This window comes from Pontibacter arcticus, from assembly GCF_003284895.1.
In the GTDB taxonomy this organism is placed as follows: Bacteria; Bacteroidota; Bacteroidia; order Cytophagales; family Hymenobacteraceae; genus Pontibacter; species Pontibacter arcticus.
The window spans coordinates 317,503-344,142 of sequence record NZ_QMDV01000003.1 but is presented as its reverse complement, the minus strand read 5'-3'; the positions used below and the strand labels follow the sequence as shown (position 1 = coordinate 344,142).

At 45.7% G+C, this 26,640-nt stretch carries 22 protein-coding genes; 11 read left to right on the top strand and 11 right to left on the bottom strand.

Translation table 11 applies throughout. The features are described 5' to 3' along the window. The first annotated feature begins 13 nt into the window (after nucleotides 1-13). Nucleotides 14-460 carry a putative signal transducing protein gene (locus tag DP923_RS11030; RefSeq protein ID WP_112305908.1) on the top strand — a complete coding sequence of 149 codons (447 nt, stop codon included), beginning with the start codon at nucleotides 14-16 and terminating at the stop codon, nucleotides 458-460. Between the two features lie 48 nt (nucleotides 461-508). Here the strand turns inward: DP923_RS11030 and DP923_RS11025 are convergent, their stop codons facing one another. The 3 genes from DP923_RS11025 to DP923_RS11015 all read right to left on the bottom strand — a co-directional run bounded on the left by DP923_RS11025 (nucleotide 509) and on the right by DP923_RS11015 (nucleotide 5,341). Then, a complete protein-coding gene (locus tag DP923_RS11025; RefSeq protein WP_112305907.1) occupies nucleotides 509-1,846 on the bottom strand; it encodes a RagB/SusD family nutrient uptake outer membrane protein in 1,338 nt (445 codons plus the stop codon). Nucleotides 1,847-1,860: 14 nt separating this feature from the next. Then, a complete protein-coding gene (locus DP923_RS11020; protein ID WP_112305906.1) occupies nucleotides 1,861-4,821 on the bottom strand; it encodes a SusC/RagA family TonB-linked outer membrane protein in 2,961 nt (986 codons plus the stop codon). 262 nt (nucleotides 4,822-5,083) lie between these two features. Beyond that, nucleotides 5,084-5,341, bottom strand: coding sequence for an acyl-CoA-binding protein (locus DP923_RS11015; RefSeq protein ID WP_112305905.1), 258 nt, complete (start codon nucleotides 5,339-5,341; stop codon nucleotides 5,084-5,086). A 158-nt stretch (nucleotides 5,342-5,499) separates the two neighbouring features. On the opposite strand from DP923_RS11015, the gene DP923_RS11010 reads away from it, so the two are divergent. Next, nucleotides 5,500-7,692, top strand: coding sequence for a S9 family peptidase (locus DP923_RS11010; protein ID WP_112305904.1), 2,193 nt, complete (start codon nucleotides 5,500-5,502; stop codon nucleotides 7,690-7,692). Nucleotides 7,693-7,778: 86 nt separating this feature from the next. Here the strand turns inward: DP923_RS11010 and DP923_RS11005 are convergent, their stop codons facing one another. Beyond that, on the bottom strand, nucleotides 7,779-8,777 hold the full coding sequence (locus tag DP923_RS11005) for a zinc-binding dehydrogenase (protein WP_112305903.1): 999 nt from the start codon (nucleotides 8,775-8,777) through the stop codon (nucleotides 7,779-7,781). A 123-nt stretch (nucleotides 8,778-8,900) separates the two neighbouring features. Between DP923_RS11005 and DP923_RS11000 the strand changes: the two genes are divergently transcribed. After that, entirely contained in the window at nucleotides 8,901-9,395 is a 495-nt protein-coding gene (locus tag DP923_RS11000) for a GNAT family N-acetyltransferase (RefSeq protein WP_112305902.1), read from the top strand. Nucleotides 9,396-9,808: 413 nt separating this feature from the next. Further along, nucleotides 9,809-10,555: a peptidylprolyl isomerase gene (locus DP923_RS10995; RefSeq protein ID WP_239021013.1), complete on the top strand. Its 747-nt coding sequence runs from the start codon at nucleotides 9,809-9,811 to the stop codon at nucleotides 10,553-10,555. An 84-nt stretch (nucleotides 10,556-10,639) separates the two neighbouring features. Here the strand turns inward: DP923_RS10995 and DP923_RS10990 are convergent, their stop codons facing one another. Then, nucleotides 10,640-12,712: a M13 family metallopeptidase gene (locus DP923_RS10990; protein ID WP_112305900.1), complete on the bottom strand. Its 2,073-nt coding sequence runs from the start codon at nucleotides 12,710-12,712 to the stop codon at nucleotides 10,640-10,642. Nucleotides 12,713-12,854: 142 nt separating this feature from the next. Beyond that, nucleotides 12,855-15,317 carry an alpha/beta hydrolase family protein gene (locus DP923_RS10985; RefSeq protein WP_112305899.1) on the bottom strand — a complete coding sequence of 821 codons (2,463 nt, stop codon included), beginning with the start codon at nucleotides 15,315-15,317 and terminating at the stop codon, nucleotides 12,855-12,857. Nucleotides 15,318-15,655: 338 nt separating this feature from the next. Between DP923_RS10985 and DP923_RS10980 the strand changes: the two genes are divergently transcribed. Then, complete coding sequence (locus DP923_RS10980) at nucleotides 15,656-17,215, top strand: M28 family metallopeptidase (RefSeq protein WP_112305898.1); 1,560 nt, start codon at nucleotides 15,656-15,658, stop codon at nucleotides 17,213-17,215. Nucleotides 17,216-17,410: 195 nt separating this feature from the next. Next, entirely contained in the window at nucleotides 17,411-17,803 is a 393-nt protein-coding gene (locus tag DP923_RS10975; protein ID WP_239021012.1) for a (2Fe-2S) ferredoxin domain-containing protein, read from the top strand. Nucleotides 17,804-18,135: 332 nt separating this feature from the next. Here the strand turns inward: DP923_RS10975 and DP923_RS10970 are convergent, their stop codons facing one another. Both DP923_RS10970 and DP923_RS10965 read right to left on the bottom strand, forming a co-directional pair. After that, a complete protein-coding gene (locus DP923_RS10970; RefSeq protein WP_112305897.1) occupies nucleotides 18,136-18,672 on the bottom strand; it encodes a ferritin in 537 nt (178 codons plus the stop codon). A 184-nt stretch (nucleotides 18,673-18,856) separates the two neighbouring features. Continuing rightward, nucleotides 18,857-19,210: a hypothetical protein gene (locus DP923_RS10965; protein WP_112305896.1), complete on the bottom strand. Its 354-nt coding sequence runs from the start codon at nucleotides 19,208-19,210 to the stop codon at nucleotides 18,857-18,859. A 102-nt stretch (nucleotides 19,211-19,312) separates the two neighbouring features. Between DP923_RS10965 and DP923_RS10960 the strand changes: the two genes are divergently transcribed. Beyond that, nucleotides 19,313-19,690 carry a cupin domain-containing protein gene (locus tag DP923_RS10960; protein WP_112306247.1) on the top strand — a complete coding sequence of 126 codons (378 nt, stop codon included), beginning with the start codon at nucleotides 19,313-19,315 and terminating at the stop codon, nucleotides 19,688-19,690. 19 nt (nucleotides 19,691-19,709) lie between these two features. Here DP923_RS10960 and DP923_RS10955 read toward each other — a convergent pair whose 3' ends face one another. From DP923_RS10955 to DP923_RS10945, 3 genes are all read right to left on the bottom strand, one after another. Beyond that, nucleotides 19,710-20,738, bottom strand: coding sequence for a hypothetical protein (locus DP923_RS10955; RefSeq protein WP_112305895.1), 1,029 nt, complete (start codon nucleotides 20,736-20,738; stop codon nucleotides 19,710-19,712). Between the two features lie 337 nt (nucleotides 20,739-21,075). Further along, the gene (locus DP923_RS10950) at nucleotides 21,076-21,819 is read right to left on the bottom strand and encodes a LytR/AlgR family response regulator transcription factor (RefSeq protein ID WP_112305894.1); all 744 of its coding nucleotides are present in this window, start codon (nucleotides 21,817-21,819) and stop codon (nucleotides 21,076-21,078) included. Between the two features lie 193 nt (nucleotides 21,820-22,012). Further along, nucleotides 22,013-23,119 (bottom strand): sensor histidine kinase, encoded by a 1,107-nt coding sequence (locus DP923_RS10945; RefSeq protein WP_112305893.1) that lies wholly within the window; start codon nucleotides 23,117-23,119, stop codon nucleotides 22,013-22,015. Nucleotides 23,120-23,370: 251 nt separating this feature from the next. On the opposite strand from DP923_RS10945, the gene DP923_RS10940 reads away from it, so the two are divergent. The 4 genes from DP923_RS10940 to DP923_RS10925 all read left to right on the top strand — a co-directional run bounded on the left by DP923_RS10940 (nucleotide 23,371) and on the right by DP923_RS10925 (nucleotide 26,635). Next, nucleotides 23,371-24,627: a glycosyltransferase gene (locus DP923_RS10940; RefSeq protein WP_112305892.1), complete on the top strand. Its 1,257-nt coding sequence runs from the start codon at nucleotides 23,371-23,373 to the stop codon at nucleotides 24,625-24,627. A gap of 54 nt (nucleotides 24,628-24,681) precedes the next feature. Next, nucleotides 24,682-25,113 (top strand): DoxX family protein, encoded by a 432-nt coding sequence (locus DP923_RS10935; protein ID WP_112305891.1) that lies wholly within the window; start codon nucleotides 24,682-24,684, stop codon nucleotides 25,111-25,113. Nucleotides 25,114-25,325: 212 nt separating this feature from the next. Continuing rightward, nucleotides 25,326-25,805: a hypothetical protein gene (locus DP923_RS10930; RefSeq protein WP_112305890.1), complete on the top strand. Its 480-nt coding sequence runs from the start codon at nucleotides 25,326-25,328 to the stop codon at nucleotides 25,803-25,805. An 80-nt stretch (nucleotides 25,806-25,885) separates the two neighbouring features. Next, on the top strand, nucleotides 25,886-26,635 hold the full coding sequence (locus tag DP923_RS10925; protein ID WP_112305889.1) for a hypothetical protein: 750 nt from the start codon (nucleotides 25,886-25,888) through the stop codon (nucleotides 26,633-26,635). Nucleotides 26,636-26,640 lie beyond the last annotated feature (5 nt).

The window sequence follows — 26,640 nt, the reverse complement described above, 5'->3', positions numbered from 1 at the left end:
CCTTCCACCCCTCATGAACCAGCAGTTTGTAACCATCGCCACTTTTAACGAAGTAACCGAAGCCCATATCATAAAAGGGCGGCTGGAGGCTGAAGGTATACTTTGTTTCCTGGGGGATGAGCATATTATTGGCGCGCAGCCATTTTATTCGGTGGCGGTTGGTGGCGTAAAGCTAAAAGTAACCGAAGCTGATGCTGAGGAAGCCAAAGCAATTCTGGGCCATATACAGGGCGGCACTAGCGAGTTTGTATTAACAGATGAGTTGGAACTTTCGCCGATGCAGGAACACCTCCCCAACAAAACCTGTCCTGTGTGCGAGTCTGATAACGTAGCCGAAGAAAAGTATAACAAAACGGTTTTTTCGCTGAGTTACCTGTTGCTTGGTTTTCCGTTGCCCTTCTTTAGCCGGAAGTATAAATGCTACAACTGCGGCCATTTCTGGAAAGAAAAAAGAAACTAAAAAAGGCGCTTCACAGCGCCTTTTTTGATGGAGATCATACTTTAAAACTTAAGCTCCTTCCGAGAACGGAATCGGGAACTGCGTCCAGACATCATCGGCTGGCCTGTCGATCGGCAGTTGGTTTAGTCTGTTGTAGCGGCGCATATCTATCCAGCGGTGCCCTTCAAAGTATAAAGAGTAACGGCGCTGGTACAACATCTCATCTATCAAAGCAGGACGTGTTACTGGTCCGGTATAAGCGGTAAGTCCATGGCTTATACGGATTCGGTTTAGCGCTGTAACCGCTTGTGGCAACGCCCCGTTTTGTATGCTGGCCTCCGCATAAATTAAAATAAGCTCTTCGTTCCGGATAACCGGAACAGGTGCCGTATTGGTTTTATACACAAACACATCGTACTCGCTGCTCAAGCCATTCTGCGAACCAGCAGATGTACGTCTCGATACTTTCTGAAGGCGATCATCGGAAGCAACTGTACCAGTAATGTAGCTTGGGTGTGCCAGACGTACTTCGCCGCCTGCATTCTGCGGAAAGAAAACAGGGTTAAGCTGGTCGCCGGATCCGGTTCCAAAAACATGGTACACGCCCGTATTCAGATTGCCTGCCAGGTCCAGAAAAGAATCATCCAGGTAACTTAGCGCTTCATTCCAGTTTTCTCTGTACACAGCTATACGTGCAGCAAGGCCTCTGTTAAACTCCAGGAAAGTAGCCGGTGTGTTAAAACCGTTATAGCCACTCGACAGCGGGAACAAAAAGGTTTCGCCGGCATTACGCAGATGCCCGTCCGCCTCATTCAACAGTCCAGCTATGGTAGTCAGGGATTGCGCACGGCCAACTACCGGCCCCAGGTTATCCGGATTTTTTACATCGATGCGGATGCCGTTTTCATGGGTCATATTCAGGTTAAGCAGCAGCTGATGAGCCTGTATGGTTTTAGCAAAACCGAGGTAGCCATTGCGTTGTGCTTCGGTTAGTTTACCTGAACTTACCAGGTCACTTTTTTCAAGCACTTCGATCAGTACATTCAGGTTTTTAATAACACTATAGCGGGCACTCCACGGGTTGGTAATATAGAATACGTTCGGGTCCAGGCGCGATTCCTGGAAACCTAACAAGTCGGTGGTAAAGCGTGGGTCGGAACCGGACAAGCGGTAAATTTCGCGCCCGATCACACTAACCGCATCGTAATAATTACCCAGGTTATTGCGCATCGCAGATTCAGAGCCTACCACCAGGTTGTTTAGTTTCCCGACGGTTGGCTGGTTCATAATATCTTCAAGCGTAGCGCTGTTCGGGTCTGGTATGTCGTCTATTTCGCAGGCAGGCAAAGCAAAGCTTAACGCCAGCAGGCATACTAGGTTTCTGATGGTTCTGTTATATTTTCTCATGAGGAGTAGTAGAATTAAAAGCCAAAGGATAAATGGAAGAAATAACGCTTGGAGGCCGGGAACGGCGTTACATCCACGCCCGTAGACAAGCCGTTGCCGCCAAAGTTCGATACTTCCGGATCGTAGCCAGCATAATCAGAAATAACGAACAGGTTGTTAGCCGAAGCGCCAATACGTACATTCTGAACCAGGTTTTTGAAAACGGAGCTAAGCGCTGTTTTAGGAATAGAATAGTAAATACCGATTTCGCGCAGGCGCAGGTAGCCGGCATCCTGTACCCATGTTTCCGCAGTGCCCGAACCTAGTCTGTCCTGTCCATTAATCACGCCATCTCCATCGTCGTCTCCGTCGTAGTCTGCAGAAGTACCGCTGGCATCAAACAGCAATTGTGTCAGGTTTACGTTCTGGCCGCCTTTTTTCCAGTGCAGCAAAAACGAGAATGTCAGGTTTTGTTTGATGGTAAAGAAGTTCTGGAAATTCATCTGGAAGTCCGGAGTGGCATCTCCCATTTTTACAACCTCGCCATCGGCATTGGAGCCTACAATCTGGGTGGCAGATTTTCCTTCTTCGATAAAGAACGTACCGTACCCGTTGCCGAACGCGCCCAAGGCAAACGGATCAATGGTCAGGTCAGTAATTTCGGAGCGGTTCAGCCAGAAGCTTGTTTTAGAATCCCATTTCAGACCGGCCGTTTCTACTGGCACCGTGCTTAAGCCCAATTCCAGTCCTTTGTTGCGCAGCTCTCCTCCGTTAACTACACGCGTGGTAAACCCAGAAGAAGATTGCGTGTTCTGAAACAGAATAAGGTCTTCAACCTGCTTGTTGTAAACGGTTGCTTCCAGGAGTATCTTGTTGTTGAAAAACCCGATATCCACACCAGCTTCCAGTTCTTTCTGGCGTTCCTGCTGTATGTCCGGGTTACCTCTTCTGGCTCCGATCAGGATACCTGTGTTGCCTCCGATATTTGACAGCGGAAATGAAGTATACTTGGCTCCGAACGGCGGGAACCCACCGGCTTCGCCGTAGGCAGCACGCAGCTTAAAGCTACTGACAGCATCCAGTTGCCAGAAATCAAAGTTAGCTACGTTAACAGCCAGCGAGAATTTAGGAAAGGCATTGAATTTGTTTACCTCCGAGTTGTTAGACGATTTATCCAGGCGCAGACCGGCTGTGGCAATGATGCGGTCTTTGTAGTTTACTTCCTCCTGGAAGAACAAGCCCTTGTTACGCTCTATAATACGTGTCTGGGAAGCGCTTACTGCACCGGCCTGGTTCAGGTTTGTCTGGTTTTCTACTAGTTGCGTCGCCACATTCAGGGCAAGGTCCTGGTTAAAGTTTTCGCTGGTTGCCCCTACCGTAGTTGTAAACGTTACCGTATTATCAGACAGGTTCAGGTTGTTTACCAGGAAAGCCGCATAGTTGGTATTCAGGTTGTAGTTGTTCCCTTGGATGGATACACCGTTTGTACCATTGTTATTCGACTGGAACTGCAGCACACCCGGGAAAATGGCTAATGTTTTCAGGTTGAAGAAATCGAGGCCTGCTCTGATAACAAGCTTGGTGGATGAGCCCTCCGACTCCTGCAGGTAACTGTTCAGGGTTAAGCCCCCTATAAAGCGGTTCGTCAGTTCATTATTCGTCATCAGGTCGCGGGTTTGCAAGAAGTTGGATGCACCGAACGGGTTACGTGGGTAAATGCCATTTTCATCCGGAAACAGGTCAGCAAAGCCCGGCGTTGAGGTAAGCGCCACGCCAAAAGAAACACCGGCGTTGTCATTGTTGGTCAGGCCGCGGTCTGAGGACGAATTGATAAAGTTAGAGCTCAGACTAAAATCAAAAAGCTTGGAGATCGTATGGTCGATGTTAAAGCGAATTGATTTTTTTTCGTAGCCGGTCGTTTTAACAATCCCTTCTTCATCCTGCAGCAAGCCCCCTACAAAGAAGCGAGTTTTCTCGTTACCACCACTCACGTTCAGGCGGGTGGTATAGATCATGCCGGTGTTGTTGTACAACTCTTTTTCGTAATCGTATAGTTTGCCGGCGTTGCGGGCAGCTATAAAAACGGGCACCAGTTCTTCGCCATACGTAGAGCGCACCCGGTCTTCTGTAAATTCGCGCACACCCAGCAAATTCGATACTTTGGCCATCCCGATATCCTGCGAGAAATTGATCTCTGTTTTGCCAGCAGCACCACGTTTTGTGGTGATCACGACCACCCCGGCAGCAGCCAAAGAGCCGTAAATAGCCGCTGCAGAAGCTCCTTTCAGGAACTCCATACTTGCGATATCATCCGGGTTCAGGTCGGCAATACGGTTCGAGGCATTATCCTGGGACGAAGTATTGCCACCCGATGCTGCAGCAGTTACCGCGTTCAGACCAGACGAAATAGAGGAGTTATCCATAATCACCCCATCAATCACATACAATGGCTCCGCGCTCCCGAAAATGGAAGTGATACCGCGCATCTTAACAGAAATACCACCGCCCGGCGCACCCGAGTTGTTTACAATATTGGCCCCGATCACTTTACCGCTGATAGCCCCATCGATGGTTTGCGGGTTGGTGGTGCCTACCAGTTCTTTTGTACTGATGGAAGCAACGGCGTTGGCAGCGTTAGATCGTTTTACGGAAGTGGCCAGACCTGTTACCACTACTTCTTCGAGGCTGGTGGTGCTTGCCTGTAGTTTAATATTAAGCGTTGTGGTAGAAGCGTTAAAATCTGCTGTTTGGTTTACATAGCCCAGGTATGAGAACTGAAGTCTGCCTGTACTTGTCGGGATCTGGAGCTGGTAGCGGCCCTGTGCATCTGTGGAGGTACCAAGGGTAGTGCCGGTTACTACCACACTAACACCCGGTAAAGCATCTCCGGAGCTGGCATCATTTACGGTACCGCTAACGGTAACCTGACCAAACACAGCCATAGGTACCAGCCATAACAACAGGACCAGCACCCTGAGCGGGTAATTTTTTTTCATGTTTTACAGTGTTTTAAGTAAGAAATAGGTTCGTGTCGTAACACCTTTTCCGGAAAATCAGAAAAAGATTTTTACGACTCAATAATGTAAAAACATAAGTTGATATTATAATATTAATACCCAATATTACCCATAACACCTTGTAAACCAATGTTATAACCTCATTACCCTAATTTATATCCTTGTTTAAACAAAAATGCCGCTAACACCCTGAAATGGGTATTAGCGGCATTTTATACTTTAGAAATCCGGTACGTAGCTCTTAGTTGCCTGCCAGCTTGTTCACTAAACTTACATATTCTTCTCTTGCTTCATCCTGAGACTTATCCTGCAACTTTTTCCAGGCATCCCACTTGGCAATGTTCTTAAAGTCGAAGCCGCCCGGGCGGTCTGTGTTTACGTTTCCTTCTGTCGCCTGCTTAAAAAGTGCGTACAGTTGTAAAAGGATATCATTGCTTGGGCGTTCCGTTAATGTTTTAGAGCGCTCTACTGCACTGTCAAATTCTTGTTGTGTAGCCATTGTGTTTGTTTGTTTGGTTGTAGCAAATTAGTAAAAATTACGCTGCATGCATACAGTTATACTTAAATTTTATTTATGTAGGTTTTTGCTTAAATTGAGCAGATTTGCAAGTATAATTTTTTAAGAACAGCGGCTTGCTTCAACTAATCAGAATAACTATGGAAAAATCGAAACCAAGGTTAAAAAGCACGGTAACTTTATTATCGGCTTGCCTTCTGGCAGCTACCGGCTGCAAAACATCAGATACGACCACTGCTACGGCTACAACCGAACAAACGTCTACAGCCCCCGAAACAAGCACAACCCCACAACCGCCGGTTGCTAAAAAAATACCAAAAGAGCTAACAGCACACGGCGATACCCGCATCGATAATTATTACTGGCTGAACGAGCGCGAAAACCCGGAAGTAATTGCTTACCTGAACGCGGAGAACGCTTATACACAGCAGATGCTGGGCCACACCGAAGGCTTACAGAAAAAGCTGTTCGATGAAATAGTTGGCCGTATCAAACAAAACGATGAATCGTTGCCTTACAAAGAGGATGGTTACTGGTATTATACCCGGTTCGAAGCTGCCAAGGAATACCCGATCTATGCCCGTAAAAAAGGCACTTTAACGGCTTCTGAAGAGATTATGGTTAACGCGAACGAGCGTGCCGCAGGCAAACAGTATTATGCAGCTGCCGGCATGAACGTGAGCCCGAATAACCAACTGGTTGCTTTTGGAGAAGATACCGTGAGCCGCCGCAAGTACACCATCCGTTTTAAGGATCTGCGCACAGGTAACCTGCTGCAGGACGAGATCCCGAACACAACAGGAAGCGCCGTTTGGGCAAACGATAACAAAACGGTATACTATACCATGAAAGACCCTGCCCTGCGTTCTTTCAAAATATACAAGCACACGCTCGGCACCCCAACCAGCCAGGATAAAGAAGTATACCACGAGGCAGACGAAACATTCAGCACGTTCGTGTACAAAACCAAATCAGACAAGTACATCATCATCGGTTCTAACTCTACTGTTTCGAATGAGTACCGTTTCCTGGATGCCAACACACCAAACGGCACGTTTAAAGTGTTGCAGCCCCGTGAGCGTGGCCTGGAGTATAGCGTAGATCATTTCGGCGATAAGTTTTACATCGTTACCAATAAAGATGGCGCCACTAACTTTAAGCTGATGCAAACGCCTGTTACCAAAACCGGTAAAGCTAACTGGAAAGATGTAATTGCGCACCGCGAAGATGTCTTGCTGGAAGGCATCGAGATATTCAAGGATTACTTAACGCTGCAGGAACGCAAAAACGGCCTGACGCAGATCCGCGTTAAAAAATGGAACGACCCGAAAGCAGACCATTACATCTCCTTTGAGGATGAAGCCTACACGGCCGGCATCAGCATCAACCCTGATTTTGATACACAGGTACTGCGCTTCGACTACAGCTCGCTAACTACGCCGGCCTCTACCTACGATTATAACATGGCCACCAAACAGCGCGAGCTGAAGAAGCGCCAGGAAGTTGTGGGTGATTTTAACCCGGAGAATTACGAAGCCAAACGCATTTATGCCACTGCCGATGATGGCACCAAAATACCGGTTTCTTTAGTATACCGCAAAGGCCTGAAGCTGGATGGCAACAACCCTACCCTGCAGTACGCTTACGGCTCTTATGGCAGCAATACAAACCCGGGATTCAGTTCGGTGCGCCTTAGCTTGCTGGACAGAGGCTTTGTTTACGCGATTGCCCACATCCGTGGGGGCCAGGAAATGGGCCGCCAATGGTACGAAGACGGAAAAATGCTGAAGAAGAAAAACACCTTTACCGATTTTGTTGATGTTTCCGAATTCCTGATCGAGCAGAAGTATACCAACCCGGATAAATTATTTGCGCAGGGCGGTAGCGCCGGCGGCTTGCTGATGGGTGCTGTCGTGAACATGCGTCCGGAGCTTTACAAAGGCGTGCTGGCTGCCGTACCGTTTGTGGATGTGGTAACTACCATGCTGGACACCAGCATACCGTTAACTACCGGCGAGTTTGATGAGTGGGGCAACCCGGCCAACAAGGAGTATTATGATTACATGAAATCATACTCGCCTTATGATAACGTGGAGAAAAAAGACTACCCGAACATGCTGGTAACAACCGGCCTCCACGACTCGCAGGTACAGTATTTTGAACCAGCTAAGTGGGTTGCCAAACTGCGTGAAATGAAGACCGATAACAACATGCTGTTACTAAACACCAACATGGTAGCAGGCCACGGCGGTGCTTCCGGCCGTTTCGAGCGTTACAAGGAAACTGCCTTGCAATACGCTTTCCTGATGAACCTGCTGGAAGAGAATAAGTAAACCTGGATTCTGAAGTATAAAAAAGGCCGCTGTTACTTAAAACAGCGGCCTTTTTTATACTTTATACTTTTATCAGGAAGTATAAACTAGCCCACCTTCACTACAATTTTCCCGAACTGCTTGCCGGCTTCCATGTAGCGCATTGCCTGCTCGGTTTCCGCTAAAGGAAATACGATATCCACTACCGGCTTCACATTTTTCTCCCGTACAAACGCTACCATTTCAGCAAAATCCTGGTTGGTGCCCATCGTGCTGCCATGTATGGCCAGTTGTTTCCAGAAAATTTCGGCCGGGTTTATCTGCCCGATCATGCCGGTAGTGCCGCCGTAAATACCGATGCGCCCAGCCGGGTTTGCCAGTTTAACCAGTTGCACAAAGCCTTCGCCGGCTGCGCCATCTATACTTACATCAAAGCCGCCAGCCATACTTTTCAGCGTTTTGCCCCAGTTCTCTGTTTTATAATTAATGCCTCCGGTAGCGCCCAGTTCTTTTGCTTTTTCTATTTTTTCATCTGATCCGCTGGTTACCCATACTTCGGCACCGGCTGCTACGGCAAACTGTAACGCCAGCAGTGCAACGCCTCCGCCTGCTCCGGTTATCAGCACTTTTTCGCCGGCTTTAAGGCCGCATTTGGTAAACATAGCGCGCCAGGCCGTAACGCCTGCCAGGGGCAGCGCAGCGGCTTCTTCAAAACTAAGATGCGCAGGTTTCTCGTGGAGGTTGCTGGCCAGTACTTTTACATATTCTGCAAAAGCGCCGTCCTGCGGCATGCCCAATACTTTATAATTGGTGCTGTGCGCGCCCGGGTTATCGCCCCAATCCGTAGACGGGTCTATCAAAACTTCTTTGCCTATCCAGCTTTTATCCACACCTTCGCCTACTTCGGTTACAATGCCGGCGCCATCCGAACCAAGTATGGCCGGGTATTCTTTTGTAAAATAACGACCGTACTGTATCCAGACGTCGCGGTGGTTCAGGGCGGCAGCTTTTACCTGAACGATGGCTTCGCCGGGCCCGGCCACAGGTTTTTCTTTTTCGATGAGGGTAAAAGGCGCGTTTATACTTTCAAGATAGATAGCTTTCATATAGTTCGGTTTTTGAGGTGCACGTTTGGCAAAGGTATAACTTCTGACGAAAGCAGAAAGTTACGGATGATTGGCTTTTACGGCAACAGCTTATAACTTGCATGTTCAGCAAAAAATTAACCTATGGAAACCACGATCCGCTTCGCCACACCTACTGATATTCCGGTTATTGAACAATTAGCCGAAGCCACCTGGAGCGCCACTTATAGCAGCATCCTCAGCAAAGAGCAGGTAGCGTACATGTTTGATGTGATCTATACGCCTGAAGCCCTAGCAACTCAGATGCAGCAGGGACAGCAATTCATACTTCTCTATGAGCAGGAAACTCCTGTTGGTTTTGCTTCTTTTTCTGAGATGGATGCGCAGCTTTACAAACTGAACAAACTATACTTGCTGCCCTCCTGCCAGGGCAAAGGATTTGGCAAACGATTGCTTGAAGCAGTGGAAAAAGAAGTTACAAAACGAGGCGCATCCGACCTGTGCCTGAACGTGAACCGCTACAACAAAGCTAAGGAGTTTTACGAGCGCTGCGGCTATAGTATCTATAAAGAAGACGATTTCGCGATCGGGCCTTACTGGATGAATGATTACGTGATGTGTAAAGCGTTGCAAGTATAAACGGGTACAATAAAAAGAAGGCAACCTGACGGTTGCCCCTTAGTATTCAACTAACTTTAAACTTGATTTAATAGGGCGTACGAAACAGTATATTTCGTTTAAAGTATTAACTGTATTTAAACGATATTATTGTTATAAGCTCACCTAATTCAATTATACAGATTATCTTGCTTATATACTAATTTATCAGGATGAATTATTTAATAAATTTTGAATTTTGACACAACTTTATCCTGTGTTAAAACATTTATTTTATATTTTATACTTGCTTTTATTAATGACATGCCAAATTCAGCGTATAAAGCACATTTGACCATTTCAGCTTAAATCAAAAAATTGTGCAATTAAAACGTATACCTGCAAGCATAAATTTTTGATTGCAGGCATTTAGGATGTCACTCACGCACTCAAATATGAAAAAGAACCTTTTAACTTATACTGCATGCCTGCTTTGTATGCTACTTTTAAGTTTCTGCAACCAACAGGACAGCAACGACAGGCATAAAGAAGTAATTGCGGAAGTGCCTGCTTTAGAACCGCTCACCACCGAAACAGCTGTCGATGTTTTAACGGCTTACGCCAAGCAGCACCCGGATAGTCTGGCCGTTATCAGTACGCGCCACGGCGATATAAAAGTGCGTTTGTACAAAGATACACCGCTGCACCGCGCAAATTTTGTAAGGCTTACCAAAGCCGGATTTTACAACGAAGGAGAATTTTACCGCGTCGTGAAAGGCTTTGCTGTACAGGGCGGCGACTCGGATAACCGTAAAATGAAACAGGGCTCGTATAAAATACCGCAGGAGTTTAACCGCAGGTACATTCACAAAAAAGGAGCGCTGGCCATGGCCCGCTACGGCGACGAACGCAATCCTGATAAAGAATCATCGTCGCATAACTTTTACATTGTACAGGGCGGGCCGCTCACAGCAGCAGAAATACGGGCTTACGAAGCGCAGCATGGCATACAGTATACGCCAGCGCAGGCCAAACTTTACCAGACGCTTGGCGGCGTACCTTCCCTTGATACCGAATATACCGTTTTTGGGGAAGTAGTGGAAGGCCTGGATGTGGTAGATAAAATTGCGGAAGAACCTGTAGACGGCACCAAATGGCCGAAAGAACTGGTCACACACAAAATTACGATGGTGAAAGAATAGCGCTGTAGCAAAGTATAAAACCTTATCAAAACAGAAAGGCCGCATTAAGAGTGGCCTTTCTGTTTTAAAGTATAAAATTCCGGGTTACCAGATCTTAATGCGTTCTGCTTCGGTGCGCATCATCTTCTGGCCATCTTTGCACTCGAATGCTTTGTAAAATTGTGGCATGTTGGCAAGTGGTCCGTTAGTACGGAACTGGCCCGGCGAGTGCGGATCGGTTAAGATCTGCTGGTTTTGGGATTCGTCGCGCATGTTGATGCGCCAGATTTGTGCCCATGCCAGGAAGAAACGCTGCTCTGGTGTATAGCCGGCTATTTCGCCCGGGTTTTTCTTGGCAAGTGCTTTTTGCAAGGCTGTGTACGCAATGTTCAGACCGCCTATGTCAGCAATGTTTTCGCCGAGGGTCAGCTTACCGTTTACGTGCAGGTTATCTAGTACCGTGTAGGCATCATATTGCTTTGTAACGGCAGTGGCGCGCTCCGTAAATTTAGCCAGGTCATCTTTTGTCCACCAGTCTTTCAGGTTGCCTTCAAAATCGTATTGCGCGCCCTGGTCATCGAAACCGTGCGTTAATTCGTGACCGATCACTGCGCCCATTCCACCGTAGTTTACCGCATCATCTGCTTTCGGATCAAAGAAAGGAGGCTGTAGAATACCGGCCGGGAACACGATCTCGTTCATGCTTGGGTTGTAGTAGGCATTAACTGTTGGCGGCGACATAAACCACTCTGTTCTGTCTACAGGTTTGCCCAGTTTAGCTACACTTTCTTCAAAAGCATGCTGATTGGCGCGCAACACATTGGCTGCATACGAGTTCCGGTCAGCTTCCAGGCCTTTGTAGGTTTTCCATTTATCCGGGTAACCGATTTTTACGGCAAAAGCATCCAGCTTTTCGAGGGCACGTTTCTTGGTCTCGTCGCTCATCCAATCCAGGTCGCGTACGTGTTCCTTAAACGACTCCTGCAGGTTTTTCACCATCTCCAGTGCCTTTTCCTTTGCTTCCGGCGAGAAGGTTTTCTGCACATACAACTGCCCCAACGATTCGCCAACCGCACCATCTGTTGCATATAATACACGTTTCCAGCGCGGCTGCATTTCTTTAGACCCGTTCAGTACCTTGCCATAAAAGCTGAAATTTTCTTCTACAAAGTTCTGGCTTAAGTATGGGGCGGCAGAGCGCGCAATGTGCCACTGTGTATAGGTTTTCAGGTCATCCAGCGAAGTGCTTTTCAGCATGGCGTTCAGTTCCTTAAAGAAAGCTGGCTGCCCAACGATCATATCTTTTGCACCCTGTGCTCCTATGCCGCTCAACAGTTGGGTTGCGTTCAGGTTCGGATACTGCGCTGCAAAAGCCTGTGCGGTAACTTTGTTATAGTTTGCCTGCGAATCGCGGAGTTCTACACGCGTTTTGGATGCTTTCGCCAGCTTTGTTTCGATGGCCAGTACAGCCTGCGCTTTTTTGCCGGCAGTTGCGGCGTCATTCCCGATTAGCTGGAACATGCGCTGCAAATGTTTTTGATACTCGGCTCGGATGGTTTTAGAGCGTTCGTCGTTTTTCAGGTAATAATCCCGGTCAGGCAAGCCAAGTCCGCCCTGCGACAGGTAAAGTGCATACTGGGTGCTTATTTTATCATCCTGCGAAATATACATGCCAAAAAACCCGCCAACGCCTTTTGTTTTCAGCTCAGCAACGGCTTTCATTAAGTCGTTTGTACTGGCAACAGCTGCAATTCTGTCAAGTTCCGGCTTGATCGGTTCCATACCAGCCTTGTTAACAGCTACGGAATCCATCCCCGCCGCATAAAAATCGCCAACCAGTTGGGCAGCCGAACCTTTGGCTGCTGTACCGTTAGATGCCGCTTCCATCAGCAGTTCGCGCAATACGGCATTGTTACGCTCGGCCAGTTCGTTAAAAGAGCCCCACGCACTTTCAGCAGCCGGGATTGGGTTATTCTTCAGCCACCCACCATTTGCGTACATATAGAAGTCGTCGCATGGGTTTACAGTCGTATCAATATTAGCCACATCAATCCCCTGCCCTATGGTTTCGTCGGAGGCAGTGGTGGTGTCTGTTGCATTATTGGTCGACGAGTTACACCCAGTTAGCAGGAAGGCAGCCAGTATGGCCGAATAAGTAAGTCGTTTTAATTTTTTCATGAGTTTACAGCATTAGCGGGATTGAATTTACCGAATTAATAAGTATATCCAAAAAAAGAAATTTAAGCACATTTTAAAGTATAAAAAAAGCCGCAGACACGATGGCTGCGGCTTTTTTTATACTTTGTCTCCGAAGAAATATTTACTGTACCGGGCGGTTTTTCACGTACGTTTCGAGCCAGTTATTCATCTCCCACAGCATGTGGTTGATAGACTCTTTGGCTCTGTAACCATGCGATTCGGCAGGTAAAAAAACCAGGCGAGTAGTAGCACCATGGCCTTTTAACGCATTGTAAAAACGCTCGCTCTGGATCGGGAACGTGCCGGAGTTGTTATCAGCCTCACCGTGTATCAGCAGAATCGGCGTTTTGATCTTGTTTGCGCTGGAGAAAGGCGACATGCTGTTGTATACTTCCGGGGCTTCCCAGTACGTACGCTCTTCCTGCTGAAAACCAAACGGGGTTAACGTCCGGTTGTAAGCGCCACTTCGGGCAATGCCGGCTGCAAACAGGTTAGAATGCGCCAGCAGATTTGCCGTCATGAACGCACCGTACGAGTGCCCTCCTACCGCTACGCGCTTTGCATCCACTACGCCCATACTTACCACTTTATCGATGGCGGCTTTGGCGCTGGCAACTAATTGCTCGTTGTAGGTATCGTTTGGCTGGGCATCGCCTTCCCCAACAATAGGCATATCGGTTCTGTCGAGTACGGCATAGCCCTGCGTTACCCAGAACAACGGCGAACCAGAGTTAATACGCGTAAACTCGTAAGGTGAGCTTTTTACCTGTCCGGCGGCGGCGGCATTTTTAAACTCGCGCGGGTACGCCCACAGCAGCATCGGCAGCGGTGCATCGCCTTTCTTAAACTCTTTCGGCAAGTATAAAACAGCTGTCAGGTTCACGCCATCGGCACGCTTATACTGCAGCATTTCCTTTTGCACGCCTTCCAGTTGCGGAGCCGGATGCGGGAATTTGGTTACCTGCGTCAGCTGCTTTTTGTTCAGGTCGCGGAGGAAGTAGTTTGGCGGGTCGTTCTCAGATTCTCTTCTGGTGATGATCTGCTTTTTATCCAGGTCGATGATATCTACGGGGCGCTCGTAATAAGGCGCTTCTGATCGCCAGAGGATATCTGTTTTCTTGTTTTTAAGGTTCACCTGGCTCAGGTACGGACGGTTGCCTTCCGGCGAGCCGCCTTCAGAGATCATGTACATATGCTGGCCTTTTTTATCGGTTAACAGCACATTACGGCCATACTTGTTTTTGGTGAACACCGGGCTTCCTGGGTCGTTGTAGCCATCCTCCGAAGAACGCTCTACCAATAGAACAGCCGCTTTGTTTGGCTTGCTCGTATCGATCAGTGAACGACGTTCGGTACGGGTTTTCCACCAGCGCTCGTTTAAAATAGCGATGCCATCTCCCCACTGCATGCCGCCATAACGGTACTTAGTGCCTGCCAGCTTCGTAGGTTTTGCAGCGAAAGGAGCATCCAAAGTATAAACATGGTCGCGTTCGGCTACGGCTTTGTTGGCATCGCCTCCATCCTGCGCTTCAGCCCAGTACAGACTTGCAGCTTTATCGGGGCGCCAGTTGTAGCTGCGCGGGCCTTTGGCTACGGCATCAAACGCGATCGGAATATCTTCGGCAAGTGGTAATTGGGCCAATTGCTTTACCATTTTACCGGTTCTGTCCCATACCTGCACGGTATACGGGAAGTTGTAATGCGGCACCAGGTACGAGTACGGTTTCTGCAGGGCCTGCACCAGCAAATACTGTCCGTCCGGCGATACATCTACACTCTTGATAATACCTGCCTGCCCCACGTTCTGCTGCGTACCATCTATACTTACCAGTTTCAGTTGGGTCTGCATGTAGAAATCGAACAGTGCTTCGTCGGAACGGTTCTTCAGCAGATCCTGGTAGGTACGTGCCGGGTTGGTTTTGCCGATGTTCTGCTGGATGGTTGGTCCGGCGGGTGTGGTGCTGGCTTTTGGCATTTCGCCACGCTTTTCATCCACAAACTTCACAATCATGGCTTTGCTATCCGATAACCAATCGAATGGGCTGCCGGAGTACGCATCATTTATAACCGCATCGGTTAGTTTAGTTGCTTTCCGGTCGGCCATACTTGCTACCCACAGCTCTATGCCATTGGCTTTGGTATTAGTAAAGGCAACATATTTTTCGTCAGGAGACCAGGTTACGTAAGAAATTTTTGCCTGCTGGGGCATGCCTGCAATCGCAAATTCCTGGCCACCGTTTACCTGCTTTAGCTTGATGTTATTGTAGTAGTTGCCACGGCTCTGGCCATTGGTTGCCGGATTTATACGAATACCAGCCAACCGGCTTTCCGGTGCGGATACTTCATCAATACCCGGGTAACCGGCACTTTCGAGCAGCAACATCCAATCGCCTTTCGAATTTATACTTACCGCTGGCGTAGCCGGGGCTTCAATAATATCGGCCATTACTTTTGGCGGCGACTGGTACCCGATGTTGGTATCCTGTACCTTTTGGGCTATTGCCTGCGGTGCGCCGCCAAGTAGCAAGAAGCACAGCAAGGAAGAAGCCATGCGCCTGCCTGTGGTTTTAGTGTTTAGTTTCATGTATTGTTTTAAGGAGTAGTTTAGTTGTATCTGTAGACTGAAGATAATCCTGTAGGTTTAAATTATATACAATGTATTTATTTCCGGCAACTAATAGTAGTTGAAGTATGGATTTGTTAAATTTCAAACACGAATATCAGCTACTCCACTTTAAATCGTTTTCTTAATTTTCCTGAAGTTACTGTACATTTTAACGTTTTGAAATATCGAAAACAGAATCATTTCTGAGCAGCATTATACTTCAGAGAAATTGCTTTTATGAAGCAGCATTAAACCTTTACAACTCGAATCACTCCAAAGCAACATAATTACCTCACCTACTACAAACCAAAATCATCATGAAAAAAACATCGTTACTGCTTGTTGCACTTTTTCTGCAGGTAGGCTACACGGCGCAGGCACAACAGGAGCCCGTAAACCTCGATATCGTGAACAAGATCAAAAAAGAAGGCCTTGAAAACTCCAAAGTAATGGAAACGGCTTTCTACCTGACAGATGTAAACGGTTCACGCCTTTCCGGCTCTACTGGCTTGGCCCGCGCCAACAACTGGACTAAAAAGCAATTAACTGAGTGGGGACTGAAAAACGCCCGCCTGGAAGAATGGGGCGAATTTGGCAAGGGCTGGGAGTTCGAGAAATCATATGTAGCCATTACGGCACCATACTACCAACACCTGATTGCCACGCCAAAAGCCTGGACGCCGGGCACCAACGGTCTGCAAAAAGGAGAGGCAATGCTGGTTACAGTTGAGAAAGAAGAAGACCTGGCCAAGTATAAAGGCCAGCTGAAAGGCAAAATCGTACTTGTATCTAACCCACGCGAAGCCACCACTACGTTTGAAGCAGACGCAAAACGCTACGCTGAAGAAGATCTGGCTAAAATAGCAGAGCCGCCAGTAGCAGCGCCGGCTGGGCAAAATAATAACGCTAACAGCCGCAGGGAGCAATACCTTGCCATGATGCAACTGCGCACCAAAGTAAGCGATATGCTGAAAGCAGAAGGCGCAGCAGCCGTACTTAGCTCACGGGGTGGTTTGCACGGCACACATTATACCAGCAATGGCGCACCGTATGCCGTAGATGCTCCTGTGGCCTTGCCAGAACTGGAAATGGGTACCGAAGATTACAACCGCTTGGTACGTTTGCTGAAAGCCGGCCAGAAAGTAGAACTGGAACTGGAGACGAAAACCAAATTCCTGGACAGCGACCTGAAAGGCTACAACGTGCTGGCCGAAATACCGGGCACCGACCGTAAACTGAAAGACGAAGTGGTGTTGATCGGTGGGCACATCGACTCGTGGCACGCTTCTACCGGTGCAACTGATAACGCTGCAGGTGTGGCTGTTATGATGGAAGCCATGCGTATACTTCAGGCCACTGGTATCAAACCAAAACGCACCATTCGTATTGCGTTATGGGGTGCTGAAGAACAAGGCTTGCACGGCTCAAGAGGCTACGTAAAGAAAAACCTCGGTGACCCAGCTACGATGAAACTAACCAAAGCCCACGAAAAATTCTCGGCTTACTATAACCTGGATAACGGGACAGGTAAAATCAGAGGTATTTACACGCAGGGCAACGAGCAGGTAGCACCAACTTTTGAGGCATGGCTGGCTCCGTTCCATGAGATGGGCGCAAAAACCGTTACACTAAAAAACACAGGCGGCACCGACCACCTTTCGTTTGATGCCGTTGGTTTGCCGGGCTTCCAGTTTATCCAGGATGAGATCGATTACGACACCCGTACGCACCATACCAACCAGGACAGCTACGACCGCCTGCAGGCTGATGACCTGAAACAGGCTTCGGTTATTGTAGCTTCGTTTATTTACCACACCGCTATGCGCGATAAGAAGTTGCCTCGTAAGCCGCTTCCGGCACCAAAGCCAGCTTTATAAGCTATACTTTTTATACTTCGGGAAATCCTGCCGGCGCACGTGTACCGGCAGGATTTCCTGTTTTCAGGCTGATCTGGTTTTTATACTTCCCAAGCATACTTTACCGGGAGTTGATTTTCTGCGTACCTTTGGCATCGGGTATTTTTATAGCTGGTTTTACGTACAAGCCGGCTTACATACGTATAGATAGGCAGTATGGGAAATGGATTGGATAAGGTGCTTGCCCGTTTAGGTTTGGCAACAGATGCTGAAACACCGGCAAGCAGAAGTATACTTGGTTTTATGAGCAAAAGCGGTTTTAATATTCCGGATAAAGTGATTTACGTTTGCACCGGCAGCAAGTGCAAAAAAAAGGGCGGCAAAGAAAATGGTAAACTTCTGCGCGACCGTATAAAAGAAGCCGGCCTGAAAGGAAAGGTAGAAGTTGTAAAAACCGAGTGCACCGACCGCTGCGATTTTGCACCTGTCATGTGCTTTCAGCCGGATAATTACTGGATGCACCACGTAACCGAAGAACAGGCCGAACGTGCTTTTCAGGAGCATGTCATCCTTCGGAAAAATGCTCCACAGGCCACATCAGACGAATAACTGAAAGTATAAAACTGAAAGTATAAAACTGAAAGTATAAAACTGAAAGTATAAAACTGAAAGTATAAAACTGAAAGTATAAAACTGAAAGTATAAAACTGAAAGTATAAAACTGAAAGTATAAAACTGAAAGTATAAAACTGAAAGTATAAAACTGAAAGTATAAAACTGAAAGTATAAAACTGAAAGTATAAAACTGAAAGTATAAAACTGAAAGTATAAAACTGAAAGTATAAAACTGAAAGTATAAAACTGAAAGTATAAAACTGAAAGTATAAAAAAAGCCCTGAGATAAATCTCAGGGCTTTTTTTATACTTTGGTTCAGAAGAAATTAATCTTCGTACGTATCCTCATACTTTATTTTCGGAACGCGCTTGTCTATTTCGTACTGGCCGGTACCTTCTTCTCCGATTACCTCGAAAAGTTCGAGGGCGCGGCGGGCAACATATTCTTCTTCGATCTGCTCTTTCAGGAACCATTGCAGAAACTGGAACGTCACGTAATCTTTTGCTTTCTGGCACTTATCCGCAATGCGGTTAAACGATTGGGTTACGGCAATTTCCTGCTGCAAGGCCTGCTCAAACGTACTTCTGAACGATTCGAACTCGGTCTGGATGCCAACTACGTCCGGCGAAACGGCGCGGCCACCCATATCCGACACATACTTAAACAAACGCAGCATGTGCTCGCGCTCTTCATCAGATTGTTTTTTAAAGTAACCGGCACTGCAATCAAAACCATTACGGTCGCACCAGCTCGACATAGCCAGATACGTAGCCGATGCTTCTGCTTCCATTTTTATTTGTTCGTTCAAGGTTCTCTCAATCTCTTCGGTCAGAGATGTTCTGAGTCTTAACAAGTCTTTCATCTGTATGGGGTGTTAGATAGTATACAATTCTAAGTAAGGCGCAGGGCCTCCCTTTTAGTACCTCAAAGTATACCTTTTTGTTGTAAATCCGGCTGTATACGCAGAAATATGGAAGCAGTCTAAATAAAAAAAGCACAGCCGGGGCTGCGCTTTAACTCACTCACAAAAAACAATTACAGTTATATTAAGCTAGTTGTGCACGCAGACATTCGTGCAACATGCTATTCAATTCTAAGGCAAAACGGGCGCCGGCCAGCAGTTCTTTAAACGTATGTAACTCCGTTAGCGTAAGCACATAGCAACGGTCGCAGCCGCAAACAGAAACAATTTCGAAGTCAGAAGAGCGGTTTGTACTTACAGCCATACTTTCCAGATCAATCGCATCTACAACGCGCTTGAGGCGCAGAAAAGCTTCTACTTTGATAACGGTAAGTTCTCCTTTAAAAGCCAACAGCAACCGGTTACGCTTGTCGCACTGGTAAACGGCACCTGCTTCTGTTGTAAAAATTTCTGTTAAGGGAGTAACGCTCTGCTTCATTTTATCTAAATCACTAACTTAGCTCTCTGTTTATACTACAAACATACCACCTATTTAGACTGAGTCCAAATAAAAAGAAATTTATTTAGAATGATTCTTATCATGAAAGATAACACAATAGAGAAAGTAAAACTGGAAGAGAAGTTTGGTTTGATAAACGACCACTGGAACCCGCGCATTGTGGGGGAACTGAACGGGCAACAAGTAAAATTAGCCAAGTTTCTGGGCCCTTTCGAGTGGCACCACCACGAACACGAGGATGAGTTTTTTCTGGTCGTGAAGGGTAGCTTTAAAATGGAGCTGCGCGATAAAACGATTACGCTAAACCCGGGCGAGTTCCTGATCGTGCCACGCGGCGTAGAACACCGGCCCGTTGCCGACCAAGAAGCGGAAGTACTCATGTTCGAGCCGGCAACTACCATCAATACCGGAAATTTGCCGCAAAGCGAGCGCACCCGCACTAACCTGGAAACACTGTAAAGTATAAACTAAGCCGGTTTTATATTCTGCCTTTTATAAGTATACATTTCAGGTTCTGGCGAACGATATCACCCATACAGGTACATTTCAGGAATTCGGGGGCGTTGTGGTGACGGGCAAGTTCCTGCTTTAATTGCTCTACTTTATCAGGTGTGGAAATGGTATCGGAACGCATGCAATCTACCAGGTCTTTGAGGCGGTAGCGCGCCAGTTTAAGCCTCCGGAAAATAAGGGTGCGTTCCTCGTTCTGGTATTGCTTTACCGTGTCTGGTTTCAGGAGTTTGAGCACCAGGTCCACGATGGCGTTGTTGTCTTTGAAATACTGGGGCAGGTACATGGTCTTTTTGCCTTCGTAGCATTGCTGGTCGAAGTCGATGGGGCGCACGCGGTATTGTTCGTCCTCAAAATCCGGGGTAACATCTATTACATAGTTGTACGAGCGCATATCGCCAAGCAGGCGCACAAAACAGCGTTCGTTAAACTTTACAAACTCTTTGGCTATCCTTACTTTGTTTGCGTTTTTGCGGTTCAGGTAATCTTTTATAAACACGTCGCCGGGTATGCCGGCAATGTGTTCCTCAATCAACGTATCGCCATCCACTAAGTAGTTAATGCGGCTCGGCGAAAGGATATGCTCCAGTTCGAGGCCATACATACGTGAGGCATCGGCGCGTTTCACATAAAAATAATCGTAGTTGTCGTTCAGCTGGTTCATGATCTGCACCCGGAACGGATTGGAATTCCCGAAGGTACAGAAATCGATGCGCGACACGTATAAATGCTCCATTACCGATGTGTCGCCATCTGTTTTCAGGAGTGCGTAGATCCGGGCCAGGCCTATGCTTAATTCCTGCTGCACACCCTGATCATACATTACGGTTTCCCAGAGTGTATCCTCCCCTTTTTTGTCGTAGTACGGAAACGAATCGGAATAATGAAGCAGGTTTTCGTAGCGCACCGGCAGTTTTGTTTCACGGTCGTATTCGTGGAGGTACTTGCGCAACCCATCCGATATACTATAAAACAGCTTCTTTTTGGAGATATACACTTTTTGAATTAGATAGTTAGAGCGTTTGGAAGCTAGAAAGTTAAGGTATTAAGCTTACTTTGTACTTTTGAAGCAAGATAAGGATAAACGCTTGAAGCTTATACTTTGCAGGAAGTATAAAATTGTATTGCTCGTTTTATACTTTGATGTAGGCTTCAGGCCAAGTTGAAGTCAGGTGCCCTTGCAGCGTGTTCTCACCTGCAAGCAGTTAGGCAGTTGTTTTATTGCAGAAGTATAGCTTGTTGGTGAAAACACCAACAATGGCAGAAAAGGTAACCTTTACTTTTTACCTTAATACAATTTCTAATTTTTAATTTCTAATTCATAATTTCAGAATCTACGTTTCTAAAAGGTTGTTCTGATTAAGCAGTTGCAGGGCTTCGTTTTTGTAGAAGCGCCCGATCGGGATTTCAGTTTTGCCTATGTCCACGCCGGTTGCCGAGAAAGCCTGTATCTTATCCAAAGCAATGATGAACGAACGGTGGATGCGCAGAAATTTATCAGTGGGCAGTTTCTCTTCTAAAAAGCTGATCTTTTGGTACGAGATGATCTCCTTTGTTTCGGTTTTAACCCGGATATAATCTTTCAGGCTTTCGATGTAGAGGATTTCCGAGAGCATCACTTTTACCATTTTCTTGTCGGCTTTCAGGTAAATAAAAGCGTCTTTGTATTCTGGCGCAGGGACGGTTGTCGGCGCAGGCAAAGCCGGTTCCGAAGTATGATTTCTATCCGTAGCCGATACTTTGGAAATTGCTTTCAGAAAACGATCGAACGCGATGGGCTTGAGCAGGTAATCCACGGCGTTTACTTCGTAGCTATCGATGGCATAATCGCGGTAAGCAGTGGTAAAAATAACTTTAGGCGGGTTCTGCAACGATTTCAGGAAATCTATACCTGTTAATTTTGGCATTTGTATATCCAGAAACATCACATCGATCTGCTCGGTTTGCAGGCAGTTATAGGCTTCTACGGCGTTGTTGCAGCGGCACACCAGTTCCAGGTTATCAAGGCGGTTGATAAACGTTTCGAGCACGTCGAGCGCAAGCGGTTCATCGTCTACAAGCAGGCAGCGTAGTTTCATAGGTTGATCAGATAAGTTCATTATACTTACTGCCCTCGCTCGCCTCTGGCGAGTGTGAGCTACTTTAGGCCTCCGGCCACTTTATTTATGTTTGATTTTATACGTTGCGAGACGCCACCTGTAACGCACACTCGCCAGAGGCGAGCGAGGGCAAAGTTTAAAGCGTCAAGTTCAACTTTTATAAGATCAATACTTATGCGCCCAAATCAACTTCTAAACGGGCAGCGTAGTTATCCGGTTCGTCTTCAATCTCCAACACAAAGCTGTTTTCGTAGAGCAACTCAAGGCGGCGGCGCAGGTTTTTAAGTCCGATGCCGGATGCCATGTCCCGGGAGCTGGCACTGGCTTTCTCGGCGCATTTACAGTTTTCTACCAGCAACACCAGTTTGTTTTCGTGCACTTTTACATCGATGCGGATCCAGGCATCTTTTGTTTCGGTACTAACGCCGTGTTTAAACGCATTCTCCACGAAAGGCAGCAGCAGCAGCGGCGCAATTTGTTTTCCGGCTATACTTCCGGCTTCCGTAAAACGCACTTCTACGCGGCTACCGTATCGTATCTGCTCCAGGGCAATGTAGTTTTTGATGTAGCTCAGTTCTTTATCCAGCGGTACTTTGGCGGCGTTGGCATCATAGAGCATATAATCCATCAACCCCGAAAGCTTTAAGACCACCTCCGGCGCGTTATCCGATTTTTTGAGCGTAAGCGAGTACAAACTGTTGAGCGTATTGAACAGGAAATGCGGATGGATCTGGGCTTTCAGGAACTTGAGTTCGGCTTCGAGTTTGTCCTGGGTTAAGTTGCGGGCGGCCTGCTGGTGGCTATACCAGTTTTTGAGCAGCGCAATAACAGCCGTAATAGCTACCAGGTAATTGATGTTCACAATGTTTTTGACGAAGCGGTAAAGCGTTAAATTATCTTCAGTGCAGGTTGGCGGACAGAAAAGCGGATGGATCAGGAGCGGAAACAGTACAAACTGCATCAGAATACCGATGCCTACGGTTAGCAGCACCAGGTAAATGGCAAACTCCAGGTAGCGCTTCTGCAGCAAGTACTGCGGCATCAGGAAGTACATGTTAAAGTATACCAGCGTCATTTTAAACGGCAACTCGACCAGCTCCACCGCGAAGGCATTGTAATAATCATCGATATAGCTGCCGTACAGCAAACCGAAAAACACGACGTACACCACCCAGAACACCACATGCAGCAGCACACGGTTTTGCGTAATGCCCCGTACTTCCGGCAGGTTCCATACTTTCATATCCAGCGCACTGGCCTGGCTCCACTTTGCTTCCATGTTACAAAGGTATACTTTCTATAACTGCTTCGCACGTGCCCCTTTATACTTTTAGACCGGCAACTACAGTGCTTGCCCCAGCAGCAATTTATACCCTCCTAACAACTTTGATACAGATAAGATTTAATAAGCCTATATAAATCATAGCTTTTCCTATATTTAACTTAGTATCATTACTTCCTGCTATTGGAATAAGCTATCTGCCAGATTAAGAATAATAATATAGTAGCCAAAGCTATAAACACACTCACATGAAAATATTGTTGCTCTCAATCGGGACTCGCGGAGATATGGAGCCTTTTCTGGCTGTTGGGCAAATGCTAAGTGAAAAAGGTCATGACATTGTATATGCTTTCCCTGAACAATACTGCAACTTAATCCCAAATGAATGTACGTATTATCCGTTAAGCCCGAGATTGGTTGAACTGATTGAAAGTGAAGAAGGAAAAGTTCTGATGGGTGGCTCGGGTAGTATAATAAAAAAGCTCAAAACTATTTATAAACTCTATAAAGAAGGGACAGAGATAAACAGAATTCTGGTTCAGCAACAATTTGATATCGTTCAGCATGCAAATCCCGACGTCATTGTTCATCACGGGAAATGCAGTTATCCTTTGTTATGGCATTTGCAAACAGGCAAAAAGACGATTCTAATCAGCCCTGTTCCATACTTTATACATTATGTAGCGGGCAATGCGCATATTGGATTTAATGGAAACTATGGGAAATTTATAAATACGCTCACGTATCGGCTTGCAAACTTTGGGTTGCTAAAAACAATTTTTGATGCCCAAAAAAGTATGCAACGATTGCCATCAGAATTTTCCAAAAAACAAATTAAGAGAGCCCTTTCTGAAGAAAAGTTAGCCTATACCATATCGCCTACTTTATTTAAAAGACCTGGTCATTGGAATACAAATGTGCAGGTTTTAGGGTATCACGAAAGAAACAAAAATACAAATTGGCAACCTGACCAAAAACTAATTCAATTCCTTAAAAACAATAATAAAATACTTTTCCTGACCTTTGGAAGTATGGTTGGTCCTAACCCAGTTAAGACTACTCAAACCATTCTTTCTATACTAGAGCAACTTAAAATACCTACAATTATAAATACCGCTGCTGGTGGATTGGTGCAACTGAGCGAATACGAAAACCAGCCTTCCTTCTATTTCTCGGATCAAATGCCCTATGATTGGATTTTAGAAAAATGTTATGCCATAATCCATCACGGTGGTTCGGGAACGACGCACAGCGGATTAAAAAGTGGCTGTGTTACGATGATCATACCACACATTTTTGACCAATACGGCTGGAATAATTTAATTTTTAAAAGTGGTTTGGGTCCCAAAGGCTTACCAATAAATAAGCTAACTATTGATAAATTAACACCCTTAATTTTAGATCTAATGCATAATGGCAGTTACAAACTGAAGGCAAAAAAAATATCTGACAGCATGAAGCACGAAAATTATGAGGCCGAGCTATATGACTTCATTATGAACTAAAAAGTACTTTATTATAAAGTCACTTAACTCAAAGACACATAATAAGTAAAGTATATGTTTCAGAAAATAATACAAACAGACAATTCAAGAACTACTATAATCATTCGTTTAATTGTGGGAGCTGTGTTTGTTTCAGAAGGCATTCAGAAGCTTTTATTTCCAGCAATTCGTGGAGCAGGCAGGTTTGAGAAAATTGGCTTGCCTTCGCCTGAGTTTTTAGGGAGTTTTGTTGGCGCATTTGAGATTATTTGCGGTATGTTAATTTTAATTGGCCTGCTTTCAAGATTGGCAAGCATTCCTTTGATTATTATTATGCTTGTGGCATTTGCAACAACAAAATCTGAAGTTTATCTGGAAAAAGGTTTCTGGGAATTGCTGCATGGTAGCAGAACAGATTGGGCGATGCTTTTAGGAAGTATTTTTCTGTTAATAAAGGGTAGTGGCTTTTGGTCGATTGACAAAAGATTGATGAAGCGTAAAAAGTAACCTTGCGTTAAAAGACATCGCAAAGCATTTCCTAAAACTAAGTATAATCGGGTTTGGTGGTCCGGCAACTACAGCGCTTGCCACAGCGGCAATTTATACTTGCTCAACAGCTTGGTGTTCGAAATGGTTTGATGGGGAAGTAGGGGTTGGGATTTATACTTTGGGAAGTGAGGTATATTACGTTTAGCCAATAGTTATGTTTAATTTAAACCATGAGAAGATACGAAACCTCCGAATTTCGAATTGATGATACTGGAATAGCGCTTTTACGGAGCAAATTTCCCTATAGGAGGATAACTTATCAAGAAATCGGTGAGCTTCAGATTCAAAAAGGAAGAGTAGTAAACAACCATATTGCGGTACTGATTATGGGGATTACACTAATTGCAGCGGGGCTTTACATCAGCGATATTTTCAATCCTATAGCTGTGTCAGAAACTCAGTTAGGTTATCAAGGAGGAAAAGCGTTAGGATACTTTATATTTATGATTTTGGTTTTTTTTTGCTTTGGTGGTATACTAATCTACAAATCACTAAAGATTGATTTCGTATTGGTGATTAAGACAGAGGTGTTCAAAAAGTCATACCCTCTCACGGAGTTAAGAAAAAGAAGAGAGCTAGGCAGCTTCCTGATAGAGTTAAGAGAAGTGGTGGGGAACAAGTTAACTACGATAACAAGAGAACTTATTTAAAATAAACTATAACATAACCACACCTTTACGGCAGTTCCACCACCGTAAAGCCTAGTCCGTTGTGTGTAATTTAAATTAATATGAAAAAATTATTAGTAGTAATAAATCTATTGATTCTATTTGTGGCTTTTAATTGCATAGCTCAAAAAAAGAACAACCAATTTCAATGGAATCTTGAGAAGGAAAGGGTCCATAGTAAGAATAGAAGCGATTCTACTAAATGGAGTTTAAAAAATTGGAAAGCAGACAATCAGAATAAGAGGGTAAAAGGAAAACCGATAATTGAAGGAGTATTTCCCGTGCCAGATTACAATCTTGCAGATAGCACTTTTAACGGTTTAGGAAATTCGGGTGACTGGAAAGGCTTTGAACTTAAGAACAAGAAAATTATTTATCACTCTCTTTATGTTAATAAGAATAACATAAATGATAAGTATATTCCAAACAAGCCAAATGAAGTTTTTTTTACTATCGTTGCTTTGACTGACACGGTAGATACAAATAGATACACGCATACAAATATTAGTGTCACTTCAAGAAATCATCCTCATTATGTTGGGCAAGGCTTTATTAAAACCAAAAAGAATGAAATAGATTTTGTGTCATTTATAACTGCAGACCGAAATGCTTATGCATTGGTAAATATGCGACTGTTTGATTTACGAGTAGGCAGGATTGTGTTAGTTGCTACGAAAAAGGACGGTACATTCCGCTCTTTGCAACTTGAATCACCAATAATGTCATCTGATGAAATGAATGAATATATTCAACACCTTTTGAGTAATGATAAAGAAGTTATAGGCTTCTTTACTCAACCTGAAAATATATAAAAAAC